This window comes from Nonomuraea sp. NPDC049421 (assembly GCF_040677005.1).
Lineage (GTDB): Bacteria > Actinomycetota > Actinomycetes > Streptosporangiales > Streptosporangiaceae > Nonomuraea > Nonomuraea salmonea.
In genome coordinates, this window is sequence record NZ_JBFAQA010000008.1 from 253,949 (window position 1) to 268,946 (window position 14,998).

General features: G+C 72.0%; 13 protein-coding genes. 9 read left to right on the forward strand and 4 right to left on the reverse strand.

The genetic code is table 11. The annotated features are described in order from the left end of the window. Positions 1-50: 50 nt before the first annotated feature. Genes AB0K18_RS16610 through AB0K18_RS16620 form a run of 3 tightly spaced genes read left to right on the forward strand, consistent with a single transcriptional unit; the run spans position 51 to position 3,411 of the window. A complete protein-coding gene (locus AB0K18_RS16610; protein WP_364914863.1) occupies positions 51-1,196 on the forward strand; it encodes a hypothetical protein in 1,146 nt (381 codons plus the stop codon). Next, a complete protein-coding gene (locus AB0K18_RS16615; protein ID WP_364914864.1) occupies positions 1,193-2,164 on the forward strand; it encodes an NAD-dependent epimerase/dehydratase family protein in 972 nt (323 codons plus the stop codon). Before AB0K18_RS16610 ends, AB0K18_RS16615 begins: the two co-directional genes overlap by 4 nt. Next, positions 2,161-3,411, forward strand: coding sequence for a wax ester/triacylglycerol synthase domain-containing protein (locus AB0K18_RS16620; RefSeq protein ID WP_364914865.1), 1,251 nt, complete (start codon positions 2,161-2,163; stop codon positions 3,409-3,411). Before AB0K18_RS16615 ends, AB0K18_RS16620 begins: the two co-directional genes overlap by 4 nt. Positions 3,412-3,417: 6 nt before the next feature. Here the strand turns inward: AB0K18_RS16620 and AB0K18_RS16625 are convergent, their stop codons facing one another. Beyond that, a complete protein-coding gene (locus AB0K18_RS16625; RefSeq protein ID WP_364914866.1) occupies positions 3,418-4,863 on the reverse strand; it encodes an MFS transporter in 1,446 nt (481 codons plus the stop codon). Positions 4,864-5,120: 257 nt separating this feature from the next. Next, entirely contained in the window at positions 5,121-5,567 is a 447-nt protein-coding gene (locus tag AB0K18_RS16630) for a MarR family transcriptional regulator (RefSeq protein ID WP_364914867.1), read from the reverse strand. 62 nt (positions 5,568-5,629) lie between these two features. On the opposite strand from AB0K18_RS16630, the gene AB0K18_RS16635 reads away from it, so the two are divergent. Both AB0K18_RS16635 and AB0K18_RS16640 read left to right on the forward strand, forming a co-directional pair. Beyond that, positions 5,630-6,751 carry an FAD-dependent monooxygenase gene (locus AB0K18_RS16635; protein ID WP_364914868.1) on the forward strand — a complete coding sequence of 374 codons (1,122 nt, stop codon included), beginning with the start codon at positions 5,630-5,632 and terminating at the stop codon, positions 6,749-6,751. Positions 6,752-6,941: 190 nt separating this feature from the next. Beyond that, positions 6,942-7,304 carry a peptidase inhibitor family I36 protein gene (locus AB0K18_RS16640; RefSeq protein WP_364914869.1) on the forward strand — a complete coding sequence of 121 codons (363 nt, stop codon included), beginning with the start codon at positions 6,942-6,944 and terminating at the stop codon, positions 7,302-7,304. A gap of 61 nt (positions 7,305-7,365) precedes the next feature. Here the strand turns inward: AB0K18_RS16640 and AB0K18_RS16645 are convergent, their stop codons facing one another. Then, entirely contained in the window at positions 7,366-7,986 is a 621-nt protein-coding gene (locus AB0K18_RS16645; protein ID WP_364914870.1) for a TetR/AcrR family transcriptional regulator, read from the reverse strand. Between the two features lie 10 nt (positions 7,987-7,996). Further along, positions 7,997-9,088 (reverse strand): LacI family DNA-binding transcriptional regulator, encoded by a 1,092-nt coding sequence (locus tag AB0K18_RS16650; protein WP_364914871.1) that lies wholly within the window; start codon positions 9,086-9,088, stop codon positions 7,997-7,999. Between the two features lie 256 nt (positions 9,089-9,344). On the opposite strand from AB0K18_RS16650, the gene AB0K18_RS16655 reads away from it, so the two are divergent. The 4 genes from AB0K18_RS16655 to AB0K18_RS16670 all read left to right on the forward strand — a co-directional run bounded on the left by AB0K18_RS16655 (position 9,345) and on the right by AB0K18_RS16670 (position 14,672). Beyond that, a complete protein-coding gene (locus AB0K18_RS16655) occupies positions 9,345-10,271 on the forward strand; it encodes a sugar ABC transporter permease (protein ID WP_364914872.1) in 927 nt (308 codons plus the stop codon). A 3-nt stretch (positions 10,272-10,274) separates the two neighbouring features. Next, positions 10,275-11,168 carry a carbohydrate ABC transporter permease gene (locus AB0K18_RS16660; RefSeq protein ID WP_364914873.1) on the forward strand — a complete coding sequence of 298 codons (894 nt, stop codon included), beginning with the start codon at positions 10,275-10,277 and terminating at the stop codon, positions 11,166-11,168. A 76-nt stretch (positions 11,169-11,244) separates the two neighbouring features. Continuing rightward, positions 11,245-12,615: a sugar ABC transporter substrate-binding protein gene (locus tag AB0K18_RS16665; RefSeq protein ID WP_364914874.1), complete on the forward strand. Its 1,371-nt coding sequence runs from the start codon at positions 11,245-11,247 to the stop codon at positions 12,613-12,615. Positions 12,616-12,647: 32 nt separating this feature from the next. Further along, positions 12,648-14,672, forward strand: coding sequence for a beta-galactosidase (locus tag AB0K18_RS16670; protein ID WP_364914943.1), 2,025 nt, complete (start codon positions 12,648-12,650; stop codon positions 14,670-14,672). Positions 14,673-14,998: the final 326 nt, after the last annotated feature.

Below are 14,998 nucleotides of genomic sequence, written 5' to 3' on the forward strand. Positions count from 1 at the left end.
GGCAGACCGTCACGAGAGAGTAACTTACCGTCATGCGACATACGCGCAGTGTGATTCCGGATACTCCCGCGGCCGGCGCGACCGCCCGGCCGGTACGCGACCGGCGCGGGCTGCGGGCGTTCGTCGAGCTGCCCTACCTGCTGCACGGCGACGACCCGCACTTCGTGCCGCCGCTGCGCGGCGAGTGCCGATGGCTGCTCGACCGGCGCCGCAACCCGTTCTTCGCCTACGGCGACGCCGAGCTGTTCACCGTCACGGCCGGCGGGCGGGTGGCCGGCCGCGTCGCCGCCGTGCACAACCCGCGGCACAACGCCGCCCACGGCGGCCGCGACGGCTTCTTCGGGCAGTTCGCCTGCGCCGACGATCCCGCCGTCGCCGCCGCGCTGCTCGGCGCCGCCGCCCGGTGGGCGCGCGAGCGGGGGCTGACGAGCCTCGCCGGGCCGGTCAACTTCACCATGAACGACGAGTGCGGGCTGCTCGTCGACGGCTTCGGCGAGCCGCCGGCCGTGATGATGCCGTACAACCCGCCCTACTACCGCGATCTGCTCGAAGGGTGCGGGCTGCGCAAGGCGAAGGACCTGTGGGCGTGGCGGCGCGGCCCCCACCCGCTCGGCGAGCGGCTCGCCCACGTCGCCGAGCGGGCGCGGCGGCGGCACGGCCTGACCGTACGTCCCCTCGACGGCCGCCGCTTCGCCGCCGACATCGACCGGGTCAAACACGTCTACAACGACGTCTGGCGCCACAACTGGGGCTTCACCCCGATGACCGACGCCGAGTTCGCCGCCACCGCGCGGCGGCTGCGCTCCGTCATCGACCCCCGCCTCATCCAGCTCGCCGAGGCCGGCGGCGAACCGGTGGGCGTCGCCCTGGTGCTGCCCGATCTCAACGAGGCCCTGCCCGCCGCCCGCGGCCGCCTCACCACGTGGGGCCTGCCGATCGGGCTGCTCCGGCTGGCGCGCGCCGCCCGCCACGTCCGCCGCACCCGCGCGGTGCTGTTCGGCGTCGTGGAACGCCTGCGCGGCCAGGGCGTCGAAGCCGTCCTGTACGCCGCCGCGTACGACGCGATCCGCGCCCGCGGGCCGGTGGACTGCGAGCTGGGCTGGACGCTGGAGGACAACGACGCCGTCAACCGCTACCTGGCGGCCGACGGCTGCGTGCGCACGAAGACGTACCGCATCTACCGGCGCGAGCTGTGACGCGCGTACTCGTCACCGGCGCCACCGGTTTCGTGGGCGGCCACCTGGTCAGGGCGGCGCTCGCCCGGCGGCACGCGGTCACCGCGCTGACCCGGCCGTCCGCGAGGGCCGCCGCGCTGCGCGCGCTGGGCGTGGAGGTGGTGGAAGGCGACCTGGTCACCGGGCGGGGCGTCGAGGAGGCGGTACGCGACGCCGTCGTGGTCGTCCACCTGGCCGCCGCCGTCAGGGCCAGGAGCGCGGCCGAGCTGTGGGCGGTCAACCGCGACGGCACCGCCCGGCTCGTCGAGGCGCTGGCGGCCCGCCGCGTACCGCCCCGGCTGGTGCACTGCTCGTCGCTGGCCGCCGCCGGTCCAGGAGGCAGGGGGCCGGTGTCGGCGTACGGTGCGAGCAAGCGCGCCGCCGAGGACGCGATCCGCGCGCACGCCCACCGCGTGCCGTCGGTCATCCTGCGCCCCGGCATCGTGCACGGCCCCGGCGAGCCCGCCCTGCTGCCCGCCCTGCTCCCGCTGGTCCGGCTCGGCCTGGTGCCTCGGCCGGGCCGTGCCGGGGGCCGCTACAGCATGATCCACGTGACCGACCTGTGCGCCGCGCTCCTTGCCGCCACGGAACGCGGCGCCACCGTACGCCACGACGACCCGTCGACCGGCGTCTACCCGCTCAGCGACGGCATCGCCCACCACTGGCCCGGCATCTGCGCCGCCGTCGCCGCCGCCCTCGGCCGCCGCCCCCCGGCCGTCCTGCCGATCCCCCTGCCCGTCATGACCGCCATCGCCGCGCTGGCCGAGCTGCTGGGCCGCGCCCGCCACACGGTGCCCGCCCTCAACCGCGACAAGGTACGCGAAATGCGCCACCCCGACTGGACCTGCACCTACGACGCCGCCGCTCGCGACCTGGGGTTCACCCCGTCCCTCACCCTCGCCGACGGCCTGAAAGCGGCACTCGCCCCCGAAGGATCCGACCTCCCGTGACCTCTCCTCTTCGTGCCGTGCCGCTGACCCTGGGCGACCACTACGTGCTGAGCCTGGCGCGGGCGGCGGCGGCCGACTCCCGCATGCACATGGCCGTCGCCGCCCACCTGCCCGGTGGCCCGCCCGCGCCGCCGGACCTGCACGAGCAGATCGCCGCCACCGCAGGACGGGCGCCCGTCCTGCGGTACCGCCTGACCGGCGCGGGGCGGCACGCCGCATGGGCGCCCGATCCGGGCTTCGACCCGGCCGGCCACGTCACCCACCACCACCTGAGACCGGGGCAGGACGTCGCCCAGGCGGCCCTCGACCTCATCGCCGAACGCCCGCTGCCCCGCGACCGCCCGCTGTGGGACCTGCTGGTGCTGCACGGCCACACGCCGGGTGAGCACGTCCTGGTGCACCGCGTGCACCACGCGTTCCAGGACGCCTTGGGCCTGCTCAGCGGCATCAGGGCGCTGACCGGCGAGGAGCGCCTGCCGCATCCGGCGCCCGACCCGCCCGCCAGGGACGCGCCCGCGATCCGGGGGACGCTCACCGACCTCGCGAGACTGGCCGCACCGCTGCCACGCTGGCACCCGTCGAAGCCGCCCGGCGGCCAGGGCCCGCGCCTGCTGACCGTGCCGCTGGACGCCGGGGCGCTGCGCGCGGTCGTCCAGCGCACCGGCGCCACCGTCACCCAGGTCATGCTGGCGCTGCTCGCCGGCGCCCTGCGGTCCTGGCGCCCGCAGGTGTGGCGCTCGCGACCGGGGATCACGGTGAACCTGCCGGTCAGCGTACGGGGACCGCGCAACCACGCGGCGCTGGGCAACCACGTCGGCGTCTTCCCGGTCACGCTGCCGTGCGGCGAGCCGGCACCGCACGCGCGGCTGCGCGCGATCGCCGACCAGACCACGCTCGCCCTCATCAGCCGGCAGCGCCGCCGCATCCGCGCCCTCTACCGGCTGCCCGCCGCCGTGTCCAGGACGGCGTTCGGCACCGCCATGCCGCTGATGGCGCGCGGCGCGCCGCGCCGGCTCGACGTCGGAACCATCCGCATCACCGGCGAGTTCCCCGCCGCCCGCGAGCTGTTCCTGTGCCCGCCGCTGGCCCCCGGCGTCTCCGCCATGATCACCCTCCTGTACGGCAGGGGCGCCGCGTCGGTGTGCGGGGTGTTCGACGCCTCCGTCGACGGCCCCGGCGAGGTCCTCGCTTTGCTCACCCACGCCCTGACCGACCTGCACGCCGACCTCGGGAAAGACCACGGGTGACCGCGGTCAGGCGTTGGTACGGGCGTCGCGCCTGGGGCGGTGGCCGGTCACCTCGTGGCCGGCGTCGGGGCGCAGGAGCAGCATCAGCAGGGCGCCGGCCAGCGCGATCGCGCCGCTGACGTAGAAGGCCAGGGAGAAGTCGCTCTGGGTGAGGGGCGTGGCGGCGGGACCATGGGCGACCTGGAGGACGATCGCCGCGACCGCCACCCCGAGAGCCACGGAGATCTGCTGCGTCATGCTGAACAGCGTCGAGGCCGAAGCCCGGTCGGCGGAGCCGATGTCGGCGAACGACAGCGTGTTGATCCCGGTGAACTCGATCGACCGGGTGGCCCCCGCCACGAACGCCACCGCGGCCCCCAGGACGAACCCGGTGCGCGCGTCCAGCAGCCCGAACGCCGCGATCGACAGCCCCACTCCGATCCCGTTGCACACCAGCACCGTACGGAAGCCGAGCCACCGCATCAGCGGCGTCGTGATCACCTTGATGACGAGGTTGCCGAGGAAGTACACGAGCACGAGCTGCCCTGCCTCCAGCGGCGTCAGCCCCCACGCCTCCTGGAGCATGAGCGGCAGCAGGAACGGGGTCGCGCTGATCGCCAGCCGGATCAGGTTGCCCGCGTGCAGGCTCGCCGCCGCGAACGTGGGCACCCGCAGTGGCCCCAGCCCGACCAGCGGGTACGCGGCCCGCCGGAACCACCGCACGGCCCCCGCGCCCACCAGCAGCCCGACGGCCGGCAGGGCGAGGTCCAGCCCGATCAGGGACGGCTGCGCCAGCTCGGACAGGCCGTAGATGGTCAGGCTCAGCGACGTGACGATGAGAACGGTGCCGACGCGGTCGAGCGGCTTGGGCTCGCTGTCGCGCACGCTCGGCACGTACGCCAGCACGAGGACGGTGCCGGCCAGAGCGAGCGGCGCGTTCAGCAGGAAGATCCACTCCCAGCCGTACCAGGTGGTCAGGGCGCCCCCGAGCACCGGGGCGATGACGGGGGCGAGCAGCGCCGGCCAGGTGATCAGCGCGGTGGCGCGCATCAGGTCCTGCTTGCCGGCGTTCTTGAGCACGATGATGCGGCCGACCGGCACCATCAGCGCGCCACCGGCCCCCTGCACGACCCGGGCGAGGACGAACTGCCATAAGGCCGTGCAGGCCGCGCAGGCGATCGAGGCCAGGCCGAACACCACGATCGCGAGCGCGAACACCCGCTTGGCGCCGTACCGGTCTGACAGCCAGCCGCCCAGCGGGATGAAGGCGGCGCCGGCGACGACGTAGGCGGTGATGCCTATGTTGACGCTGACCGCGTCCACGCCGAACGTCTCGGCCATCTGGGGGAGCGAGGTGTTGATGATCGTGGTGTCGAGGTTCTGCATGAACCACGCCATGGCCACGATCAGGGCGACTCGCAGGGGAGCCCTTCCTTCTGCCGCGGCCTGGTCGTCCCGAGACACGTCCGCCATGTCCTCCCCGTGGTACGCCGCGGCGGGCCCGAGCACCGCCCCGAAGGCACAACTCTAACCATGCCTCTCATGGCGGAAATGTCCGACCTTCGCGCGGGCATGCGCGAGCGGCCACACGTGAGGGGGCCGGCGGAGGCGGTGGTCACCGGCTCACGTGCGCCGGGAAATCCAGTGACGGCGGGGTGGCGCGACCGCGTACAAGGACGTGCGCCGCCGGTGCCCCTCGGCATCGCGCTTTCACAGGAAGGCGCGAGACGTCAGCCGGCGCGGAGGTCGCGAAGAGCCGTCCGGTACGCGGAGCCGACCATCGCGAACACCTCCAGCATCATCGGCATCCGCTCGATCCCATGACGCAGCGCGAGCGCTTCGAGGTGTTTCCTGGTGGACGTGCACGCGGTCTCGTACACCTCGAGGCCCTCGGGCACCAGCTCAACGGTCACCGTGCGGCGGTCGCGCGCGCCGCGCACGCGCCGGGCGTAGCCGCCCTTCTCCAGCCGGTCGATGAGCCGGGTCGTCGAAGCGGACGGCAGCCCCAGCTCCTCGGCGATCGTGCCCACGGGCAGCGGTCCGCGCGTCTCCAGCAGCATGATCGCGGCCACGTCGGCGGGCTGCAGGCCGAGCCGGTCGGCGAGCGCGTCGTTGTGCAGCAGGATCGCGATCACGAACTCGCGGAAGACGTCCTCTGGCTGCTGCGCGGAACCCACTTCGTCACCCTACTCCCCATCGATGTATCTTCGAAGTGAAGATTTATCGAAGTGGAGAAATCATGGACGTCATCGTCATCGGCGCGGGAGTCGGCGGGCTCGCCATCGCGCACGTGTCAATGGCCGGAGGGCACCGCGTCCGCGTGTACGAGCAGGCGCCGGAGCGCCGCACCGGCGGCAAGGCGCTGCTGGTGTGGAGCAACGGCAACGCCATACTCGACGACCTCGGCATCTCCCTGGCCGACGTCGGGGCCCGCATCGACAGGATCGACGCGCTCACCTCGACCGGCAGGCTGCGCACCACCATGGACCTGGCTCACGCCGCCGCCCGCTACGGCTTCCCGACCAGGGCCGTACCGCGCCGCCACCTGCTCGACCGGCTGGCCGCCGGGCTGCCGGACGGCGTCGTCCGCCACGGCATGGCCTGCCGGGACGTGCGCCAGGACGCGGACGGCGTCACCGCCACGTTCGCCGACGGCTCCACCGCCACCGGTGACGTGCTCGTCGGCGCCGACGGGCACCACTCCGTCGTACGCCGCCACCTGTGGGGCGAGGGGACCGTGCGGCCCGCCACGTTCGGGACCTGGCAGGGGCTGAGCCCCATCGACATCGAGATCACCGACACCACCAGGCACCTCATGATCAGCGGGCCGGAGGGCGCGTGCGGCCTCATGCCGGCGGGGGACGGGCTGCTGCAGTGGTGGTTCGACGTGCGCTGGTCGCCCGCCGACCCGCGGCCCGCCGCGCCGCTGGCCGAGCTGCGCCGGAGGTTCGGGCACTGGCGCTCGCCGGTCTCCGACGTGCTGGCCGCCGCCAAGGAGGAGGACCTGGAGTTCTTCGGCCACCACTGGAACAAGGTGCCCGCCGTGTGGGGCGCGGGGCGGATCACGCTGGCCGGCGACGCGGCCCACACCATGCCGCCCACCCTCGGCCAGGGCGCCAACCAGACCCTGGAGGACGCCTGGGTGCTCGGGCGGGCGCTGGTCGGCGAGGGCGACCCGGCGGCGCGGCTGCGCGCGTACGAGCGGGCCCGCTATCCGCACATCTCCCTGGTCTCCCGGCTCGCCAAGCGCAACCCGGCGAACTGGCGCACCCCGCCCATGCTCGCCCGCCTGATCCCGGAGACGGTGCAGACCCGGATGCTGGCCCGCTTCAGCAACCGCCTCACCACCGCGACCGGCTGACCCACCGTTGGTTCGTCTCCTTTCCGCCGCCCCGGGCATGAGCGCGCACCTCGCCCCACGAGCACAGAGGAGCGGCGGATGTGTCGAAATAGGGCCCGGACAGTGAGAAGCTCCTTACTTTCTGTGTTCGATCGATGACGGTGCGTATAGCGTCCCGTGATGTTCCAGCAAGAACGACAGAAGGAGCATCATGAGAGTCCTCAGCATGATCGCCGCCCCCGCGCTCGCCGCCGGCCTCCTGGCGGTGCCCGCCGCGACCGCGCAGGCCGCCGCGCCGGCCTGTCACGCCCACGTGTGCCTGTGGACGGGCGCCAACTACACGGGTGCCGTCTACACCTGGTGGGAGGCCAACGGCAACAGGTTCATCGGCGGCACGCACGCCGACAAGGTGGGCTCGTTCGTCGCCACGAGCGGAGCCTGCTTCGTCGACACGGCCGACACCGAGTGGAATTGGCGGGCCAAGCGCCTGGCGTCGCGGGGCGACTACAGCTCCAACTACCGGGGCAGGTTCGGCGGCGTGATGGACCGCATCGCGCCCGCCCGTTACTGCTGACCGGCGATCCACCGGCGGCCGGGGCACCCGCACCCGGCCGCGCACCCGGCCGCGCGCCCGGTCAGGCGGTGTAGAGGCCGGCGACGGCCGCGAGGACGCGGTCGCGGGCGACCTGGCCGGGGGTGACGCCGGTCAGCACGTACGCGGCCAGCCCCTCGGCCAGCGCCACCAGGGACAGCGCCACCGCGTGCGGGTCGAGCCCGGCGTCGATGCGCCCGGCCTGCTGGTCCCTGCGGATCAGGTCGGCCATCTGGCCGTGGAACTCGGCGTACAGGACCCGCATCCGGGCCGCGATGGCCTCCTCGGCGAAGGCGAAGGCGTGGAACGACTGCCGCACCCGCATGTGGGCCTCGCTGACGGGGTCGTACGGCACCAGCTCGGTCAGCACGGTCGTCAGCACGAGGCGGGGGTCGGCGGCGTCGAGGTCGGCCCCGGCCTTGTCCCTGATGCGCGCGGCCGACAGCGCGTTGCCCCGCTCGAAGGCCGCCTCGATGAGCTGCCGCTTGGCCGGGAAGTAATGCTGCACCCGTCCAGGGGAGATGCCGGCCTGCGCGGCCACCTCGGTCAGCGAGACCGCGCCGAGCCCGCGCTCGGCGACGATCGCGAGCACGGCGTCGGCGATCTCGGCCCGCCGCTGCTCGTGGTGAGCGCCAGGCCCCCGAGTACGCCGATGTGATCGCATCGATCAGAGTCTAGCGCGGCGGGGCCGTGCTGGACCGGACGACCAGGCGGGTCGGCACCAGGTCGGTGCCCGAGGGAGTGGTGCCGCCCTCGCGGATCTGCCGCAGCACCAGCTCCACGCAGCGCCGCCCCACCTCGGCGAAGTCCTGGTGCACGGTCGTCAGCGGCGGGACGAAGCAGGCCGAGTCGGGGATGTCGTCGAACCCGACCACGCTGACGTCGCCCGGCACCGCCCGCCCCCGCTCGTGCAGCGCCCGCAGCACGCCCAGCGCCATCTGGTCATTGGCGACGAACACCGCCGTGCAGTCCGGCTGCCCGGCGAGCTCGAGCCCGGCGGCGTACCCGGACTCGGCCGACCAGTCGCCGTGCAGCGGCGGCGGCACCGGCCGGTCCGCCTCCTCCAGCGCCAGCCGCCACGCCTGGGCGCGGCGCTGCGCGGCGAACGACGTCTGCGGCCCGGTGACGTGCCACACCGTACGGTGACCGAGGCCGAGCAGGTGGCGGACGGCCGAGCGCGCGCCCTCGGCCTGGTCGGTGTCCACCACGCTGTAGCGGTCACCGGCGTCGGAGTCGACGACCACCGCGTGCACGCCCGGCGGCAGCGTCACGGTGCCGGCGTCGAGCAGGTGCACCTCGATGATCACGATGACCGCGTCCACGGCCAGCTCGCCCATCCGGGTGAAGGCGCCCAGCACGTTGTCCTGGGTCGGGACGTCGATGGGGATGAGCGTGATGGCGTAGCCCTCGGCGGCGGCGTGGGTGGCGATGGCCTCGACCGTACGGCTGTTGCCGATCGTGGACAGGTTGAACAGGATCACGCCGATGGTGTTGAACTGGCCGTAGCGCAGGGCGCGGGCGGCGCTGTTGGGCCGGTAGCCCAGCTCGCGCATCGCGGCCAGCACCTGCTCGCGGGTGGAGCCGATGACGCCGGGGTGACCGTTGGCGACCCGGGAGACGGTCTGCGAGGAGACGCCGGCGAGCCTCGCGACGTCGGCCATGGAGACCCGCTGCCTGCGGCGCCCGCCCGGCACGCCGGAACGGCCGCGCTGCGCGCCCCCCGTGGGCCGGGCGCCGCCGTCCGGCGCCTGCCGCTCCAGATCCATGCCTGTTCCGCTCCTGCCTGCCGCCTGTTTCCTCAGCCCTCGTTCGTCGCCGTCCGTCACGGGCCTGGGAAATCCTTCGGCCTGGTCCCGGCCGGTGTCAATGCGCAACCGCCTCTTGACCGCAGGTGGGGCGGGTGCCACGATACCGCAGCAGAAGTTAACGTAAACATCGCCCATGGCGATCCAGCTCATCACTCTCCGCGACCTCTGTCCGTGGTCGATGTTCACGTGAACATGGCGGTGAGAGGAGTGACCGGTGGTCACCGAAGACGCGCGAGGGCGCCCGCCCTCGGCGGCCCGGCACGCCCGGGGGAGCAGCAGGCGCAGGTCCTGGCTCGGCTGGCGGTTCGTGGCGCCGTTCATGGCGGTGTTCGCGCTCGTCTTCCTGGCGCCGATCGGCTACTCGATCCACCTCAGCCTCTACCGCACCCAGCTCATCGGCGGCACCGCGTTCGTCGGCCTGGACAACTACGTCAAGGCGCTGCAGGACCCGCAGTTCTGGTCGGCGTTCGGCCGGGTGTCGCTGTTCCTGGTCGTGCAGGTGCCGATCATGTTGTTCCTCGCCCTGCTGGTCGCCCTCGCGATCGACAGCGGCCGACTCTACGGGGCGGCGTTCTTCCGCATCTCCGTGTTCCTGCCGTACGCGGTGCCCGCCGTCGTGGCGACGCTGATGTGGGGCTTCATGTACGGCACCAGGTTCGGCCTCATCGGCAACCTCAACGAGGCGTTCGGCCTGTCGCTGCCCGACCCGCTCTCGCCCGACCTCATCCTGGCCTCCATCGGCAACATCGTGACCTGGGAGTTCGTCGGGTACAACATGTTGATCCTCTACTCGGCGCTGCGCGTGGTGAACCCCTCCCTGTACGAGGCCGCCGAGATCGACGGCGCCGACCAGTTCCGCATCATCTGGTCCATCAAACTCCCCGCCCTGCGCGGCGCGCTGGTGATCGCCACGATCTTCTCGATCATCGGCAGCTTCCAGCTGTTCAACGAGCCCAGCATCCTCAAGGCGCTGGCGCCGAACTCGATCACCACCTACTTCACGCCCAACCTGTACGCCTACTCGCTGTCCTTCGCCGGCCAGCAGTTCAACTACTCAGCGGCGGTCGCCATCATCATGGGCCTCATCACGATGATCATCGCGTACGTGGTCCAGCTCCGCGGCATGCGGAAGGCGGTCTGAGCCATGGCCGTCACCGCACACCGCCCGCTCGTCATCCGCCACCGGCGCCCGCGCCGGCGGCGCCGCAGCCGCACGCTCACCGCGCTGACCACGATCATGCTGGTCTACACGCTGCTCCCGCTGGCCTGGCTGCTGATCAACGCCACCAAGACCCAGGAGCGCCTGCTGTCCTCCTTCGGGCTCTGGTTCTCCGGCGACTTCGCGCTGTTCGACAACATCGCGCGGACCTTCACCTACGACGACGGCGTCTACCTGCGCTGGCTGCTCAACACGCTCCTGTACGTGGTCGCCGGGGCGGGCGGCGCGACCCTGCTGGCCACGCTCGCCGGCTACGGCCTGGCCAAGTTCGACTTCCCCGGCAGGAAGGCCGTCTTCGCGGTCGTGATCGGCGCGGTGGCGGTGCCGGGCACGGCGCTGGCCGTACCGATCTTCCTGCTCTTCTCCGACCTGGGGATCACCAACACCCCGTGGGCGATCATCATCCCGTCGCTGATCTCGCCGTTCGGCCTCTACCTCATCTGGACGTACGCCACCGACGCCGTCCCGAAGGAGATCCTGGAGTCGGCGCGGGTGGACGGCGCGGGCGAGTTCCGTACGTTCTTCCGGATCAGCCTGCCGCTGCTCGGCCCCGGCATCGTCACGGTCCTGCTCTTCAACGTGGTCGCGACCTGGAACAACTTCTTCCTGCCGCTGATCATGCTGAAGGACCCCGACTGGTATCCGCTCACCCTCGGCCTGCACAGCTGGAACCAGCAGGCCGGCACGGCGGGCGGCGAGGCCGTCTTCAACCTGGTGATCACCGGATCACTGCTCACCATCGTCCCGCTGATGGCGGCGTTCCTGCTGCTGCAGCGGTACTGGCAGTCAGGCCTCGCCACGGGGAGCGTCAAGGGCTGACCGGCACATCGGGGGCCGAGCGACAAGCCGCGACACAACGCGTACACCAGGACAGACCATCAGAAAGGCACCGCCCATGACGATCAACCGTCGTCACGCCCTCCTGCTGGGCGCGGCACTGACCGTGTCACTCGCCGCCACCGCGTGCGGCTCGTCCGGCGGCTCGGGCGACGGCGGGGGCGGGGGCGCCACCGCCACCGCCGCCGCGTCGCAGGCCGTCTCCGACGCCGACCTGCAGAAGGCGCTCGACGCCGGCGGCACCCTCACCGTCTGGGCGTGGGAGCCGACGCTCAAGCAGGTCGTCGCCGACTTCCAGCAGAAGTACCCCAAGGTCAAGGTGGACCTGGTCAACGCCGGAACCGGCAACGACCAGTACACCGCGCTGCAGAACGCGATCAAGGCCGGCTCAGGCGTGCCCGACGTGGCGCAGATCGAGTACTACGCGCTGCCGCAGTTCGCGCTGTCGAAGGCGGTGACCGACCTGAACGCCTACGGCGCGGGCACGCTGGAGGGCACCTTCACCCCGGGCCCGTGGAACTCCGTGCACGCCGGCGGCCCCGCCGTCTACGGGCTGCCCATGGACTCGGGCCCGATGGCGCTGTTCTACAACAAGGACGTCTTCGACAAGCACGACATCGAGGTCCCCACCACCTGGGACGAGTACGTCGCCGCCGCCGAGAAGCTGCACAAGGCCGACCCGAAGGCGTACATCGGCAGCGACAGCGGCGACGCCGGCTTCACCACCAGCATGATCTGGCAGGCGGGCGGCAAGCCGTACACGGTGGACGGCACCGACGTCACCGTCGACTTCGCCGACCCCGGCACCCAGAAGTTCACCGCGACCTGGCAGAAGCTCATCGACGGCAAGCTGCTCTCCTCCGTCCCCGGCTGGACCGACGCCTGGTACAAGGGCCTGGCCGACGGCACCATCGCCACGCTGGTGACCGGCGCCTGGATGCCGGCCAACTTCGAGTCGGGCGTGAAGGCCGCGTCCGGCAAGTGGCGGGTGGCGCCCATGCCGCAGTGGGAGGCCGGCGGCAAGGTCACCGCCGAGAACGGCGGCAGCTCCCTGGCCGTCCCCGAGGCCGGCGCGAACAAGACCCTCGCCTACGCCTTCGTCAAGTACGCCACCGTGGACGAGGGCGTGCAGACCAGGATCGACGGCGGCGCCTTCCCCGCCACCACCGCCCAGCTGCAGGACCCCGCGTTCAAGGACAAGGAGTTCCCCTACTTCGGCGGCCAGAAGGTCAACCAGGTGCTCGCCGAGTCGGCCGAGCAGGTCGCGCCGGGCTGGTCGTACCTGCCGTTCCAGGTCTACGCCAACAGCATCTTCAACGACACGGTCGGCAAGGCGTACACCTCGGGCACCACGCTCCAGGACGGACTGAAGGCGTGGCAGGACGCCTCCATCACGTACGGCCAGGAGCAGGGCTTCACCGTCAAGTAGCACGACCAGCAGGACAGGAGCAGACGTTGCAGGTGGAACACGGCCACCGGTGGGTGCGCTGGCCTTCGGAGCCGGACAGGGCCAGGCTGGCGTTCGGCGCGGACTACAACCCGGAGCAATGGCCCCGGGAGGTGTGGGACGCCGACATGCGCGCGATGCGGGCGGCCGGGGTGAACATCGTCTCCCTGGCCATCTTCTCCTGGGCGCACCTCCAGCCTGCCGCGGACACGTGGGACTTCACCTGGCTCGACGACGTGATGGACCTGCTGCACGCCAACGGCATCGCGGCCGACCTGGCCACGGCGACGGCCTCACCGCCGCCGTGGCTGACGGCCGCGCACCCGGAGATCCTCCCGGTGGACCAGCAGGGCCACACCGTGTGGCCGGGCGCCCGCCAGCACTGGCGCCCCACCTCGCCGATCTTCCGCCGGTACGCGCTGAGCCTCGTCGAGGCCCTGGCCGTCCGCTACGCCGAGCACCCGGCGCTGGCCGCCTGGCACGTGTCCAACGAGCTGGGCTGCCACAACGTCTACGACTACTCCGAGGACGCCGCCACCGCCTTCCGCGACTGGCTGCGCGCCCGCTACGGCACCCTCGACGAGCTGAACCGCGCCTGGGCCACCGCGTTCTGGTCCCAGCGCTACGGGGACTGGGCGGAGATCCTGCCACCGCGCCTGGCCGCGTCCTACCCGAACCCGACGCAGCAGCTCGACTTCAAGCGCTTCTCCTCCGACGCGCTCAAGGACCACCTGTGCGCCGAACGCGACCTGCTGCGCCGCCTGAGCCCCGGCGTCCCGATCACCACCAACTTCATGGTGATGGGCGAGACCAAGGGGATGAACTACGCCGACTGGGCGGGCGAGGTCGACTTCGTCTCCAACGACCACTACGTGCTGACCGGGCCGCAGGCCCAGGACGAGCTGTCGTTCTCGGCGAACCTCACCGGCTCACTGGCGGGCGGCCGGCCCTGGTTCCTCATGGAGCACTCCACCAGCGCCGTCAACTGGCAGCCCGTGAACCTGGCCAAGCGGCCCGGCGGGATGGCCCGCGACTCGCTCACCCACGTCGCCTACGGCGCCGACGCCGTCTGCTTCTTCCAGTGGCGGCAGTCGGCCGGCGGGGCCGAGAAGTACCACTCGGCGATGGTGCCGCACGCGGGCGAGGACAGCGACGTGTTCAGGTCGGTGACCGACCTCGGCGCCACGCTGGCCGCCCTCGCCTCCGTCGCCGGCAGCCGCCGCTCGCCCGCCCGCGCCGCGATCCTGTTCGACTGGGAGTCGTGGTGGGCGTCCGAGCTCGACTCCCACCCGACCTCGCTGCTGCGCTACCGGCAGGAGGCGCTCGACTGGTACTCGGCGTTCCTGGCGGCGGGCGTGCGGGCCGACGTGGCGCCGGTCGCCGCCGACTTCTCCGGCTACGACCTGGTGGTGGCGCCCATCCTGCACGTGGTGCCCGCCGCGCTGGCCGGGCGGCTGCAGTCGTACGTGGCGGGCGGCGGGCACCTCGTCACCACGTACTTCTCCGGCATCGTTGACGAGGACGACCGCGTCTGGCTCGGCGGCTACCCCGGCGCGCTCCGGGACCTCCTGGGCATCCGCATCCAGGAGTTCGGCCCCCTGCTGGACGGCGACACCGTGGACCTCGACCTCGGCGTCACCGGCACGTTGTGGACCGACGGCATCGACCTGGCGGGCGCTTCGGTGCTGGCGTCGTACAAGACGGGCGACCACGCCGGCCGCCCCGCGATCACCCGCCACCACACGGGCCCGGGAACGGCGACCTACGTCTCAACCCGCCTCGGCCCCGACGGACTCGCCGCACTGCTCCCCATCCTCCTGCAAACCGCAGGCGTCACCTCAGAACTGCCCACCGACTTGCACGGCCAGATCGAACTGGCCATCCGCACCGACGGAACAGACTCCTACTGGTTCCTCATCAACCGAGGGGACCGCCAGGTGGACGTGTCGGCGGTCCCCGGCGACCCGCTGACCGGCCCTTCATTGGCCCCCGACGCGACCCTCGCCCCGGGCCAGGTCCGCATCCTGCTGCGCCGCTAGAACACCTGGCCCTGCTGCGCCTCTGGAACACCTGGCCGAAGGCCGCCGCGCCCGCCACTCCTACCTGCTGACCGACGAGGGCGCTGTGCAGGAGCATGCCGCCCTCGATCGAGCTCAGCGGAAGAGATGGGCGGCGGAACGGCCCGAATAGATTACGCCCGAATCGCTCGACAGGAATGCGCGAAAAAGCCCTGATGGTTCTCGAAGCGGTTATGGGCGGCACTTATAGCCCAATGTCCATCGGGAAATAGCGAAAAGCTGTCATTTATCTTGTCAAAGTTGCATGGTGCGCAGAAAGTGAGAGGTGACCAGGAGGAACCACGACC

Coding starts and splice junctions, on each gene's coding strand:
- AB0K18_RS16645 (WP_364914870.1), bottom strand. CDS start 7,986: ATGCGATCACATCGGCGTACTCGGGGGCCTGGCGCTCACCACGAGCAG.
- AB0K18_RS16625 (WP_364914866.1), bottom strand. CDS start 4,863: ATGGCGGACGTGTCTCGGGACGACCAGGCCGCGGCAGAAGGAAGGGCT.
- AB0K18_RS16660 (WP_364914873.1), top strand. CDS start 10,275: ATGGCCGTCACCGCACACCGCCCGCTCGTCATCCGCCACCGGCGCCCG.
- AB0K18_RS16665 (WP_364914874.1), top strand. CDS start 11,245: ATGACGATCAACCGTCGTCACGCCCTCCTGCTGGGCGCGGCACTGACC.
- AB0K18_RS16650 (WP_364914871.1), bottom strand. CDS start 9,088: ATGGATCTGGAGCGGCAGGCGCCGGACGGCGGCGCCCGGCCCACGGGG.
- AB0K18_RS16640 (WP_364914869.1), top strand. CDS start 6,942: ATGAGAGTCCTCAGCATGATCGCCGCCCCCGCGCTCGCCGCCGGCCTC.
- AB0K18_RS16635 (WP_364914868.1), top strand. CDS start 5,630: ATGGACGTCATCGTCATCGGCGCGGGAGTCGGCGGGCTCGCCATCGCG.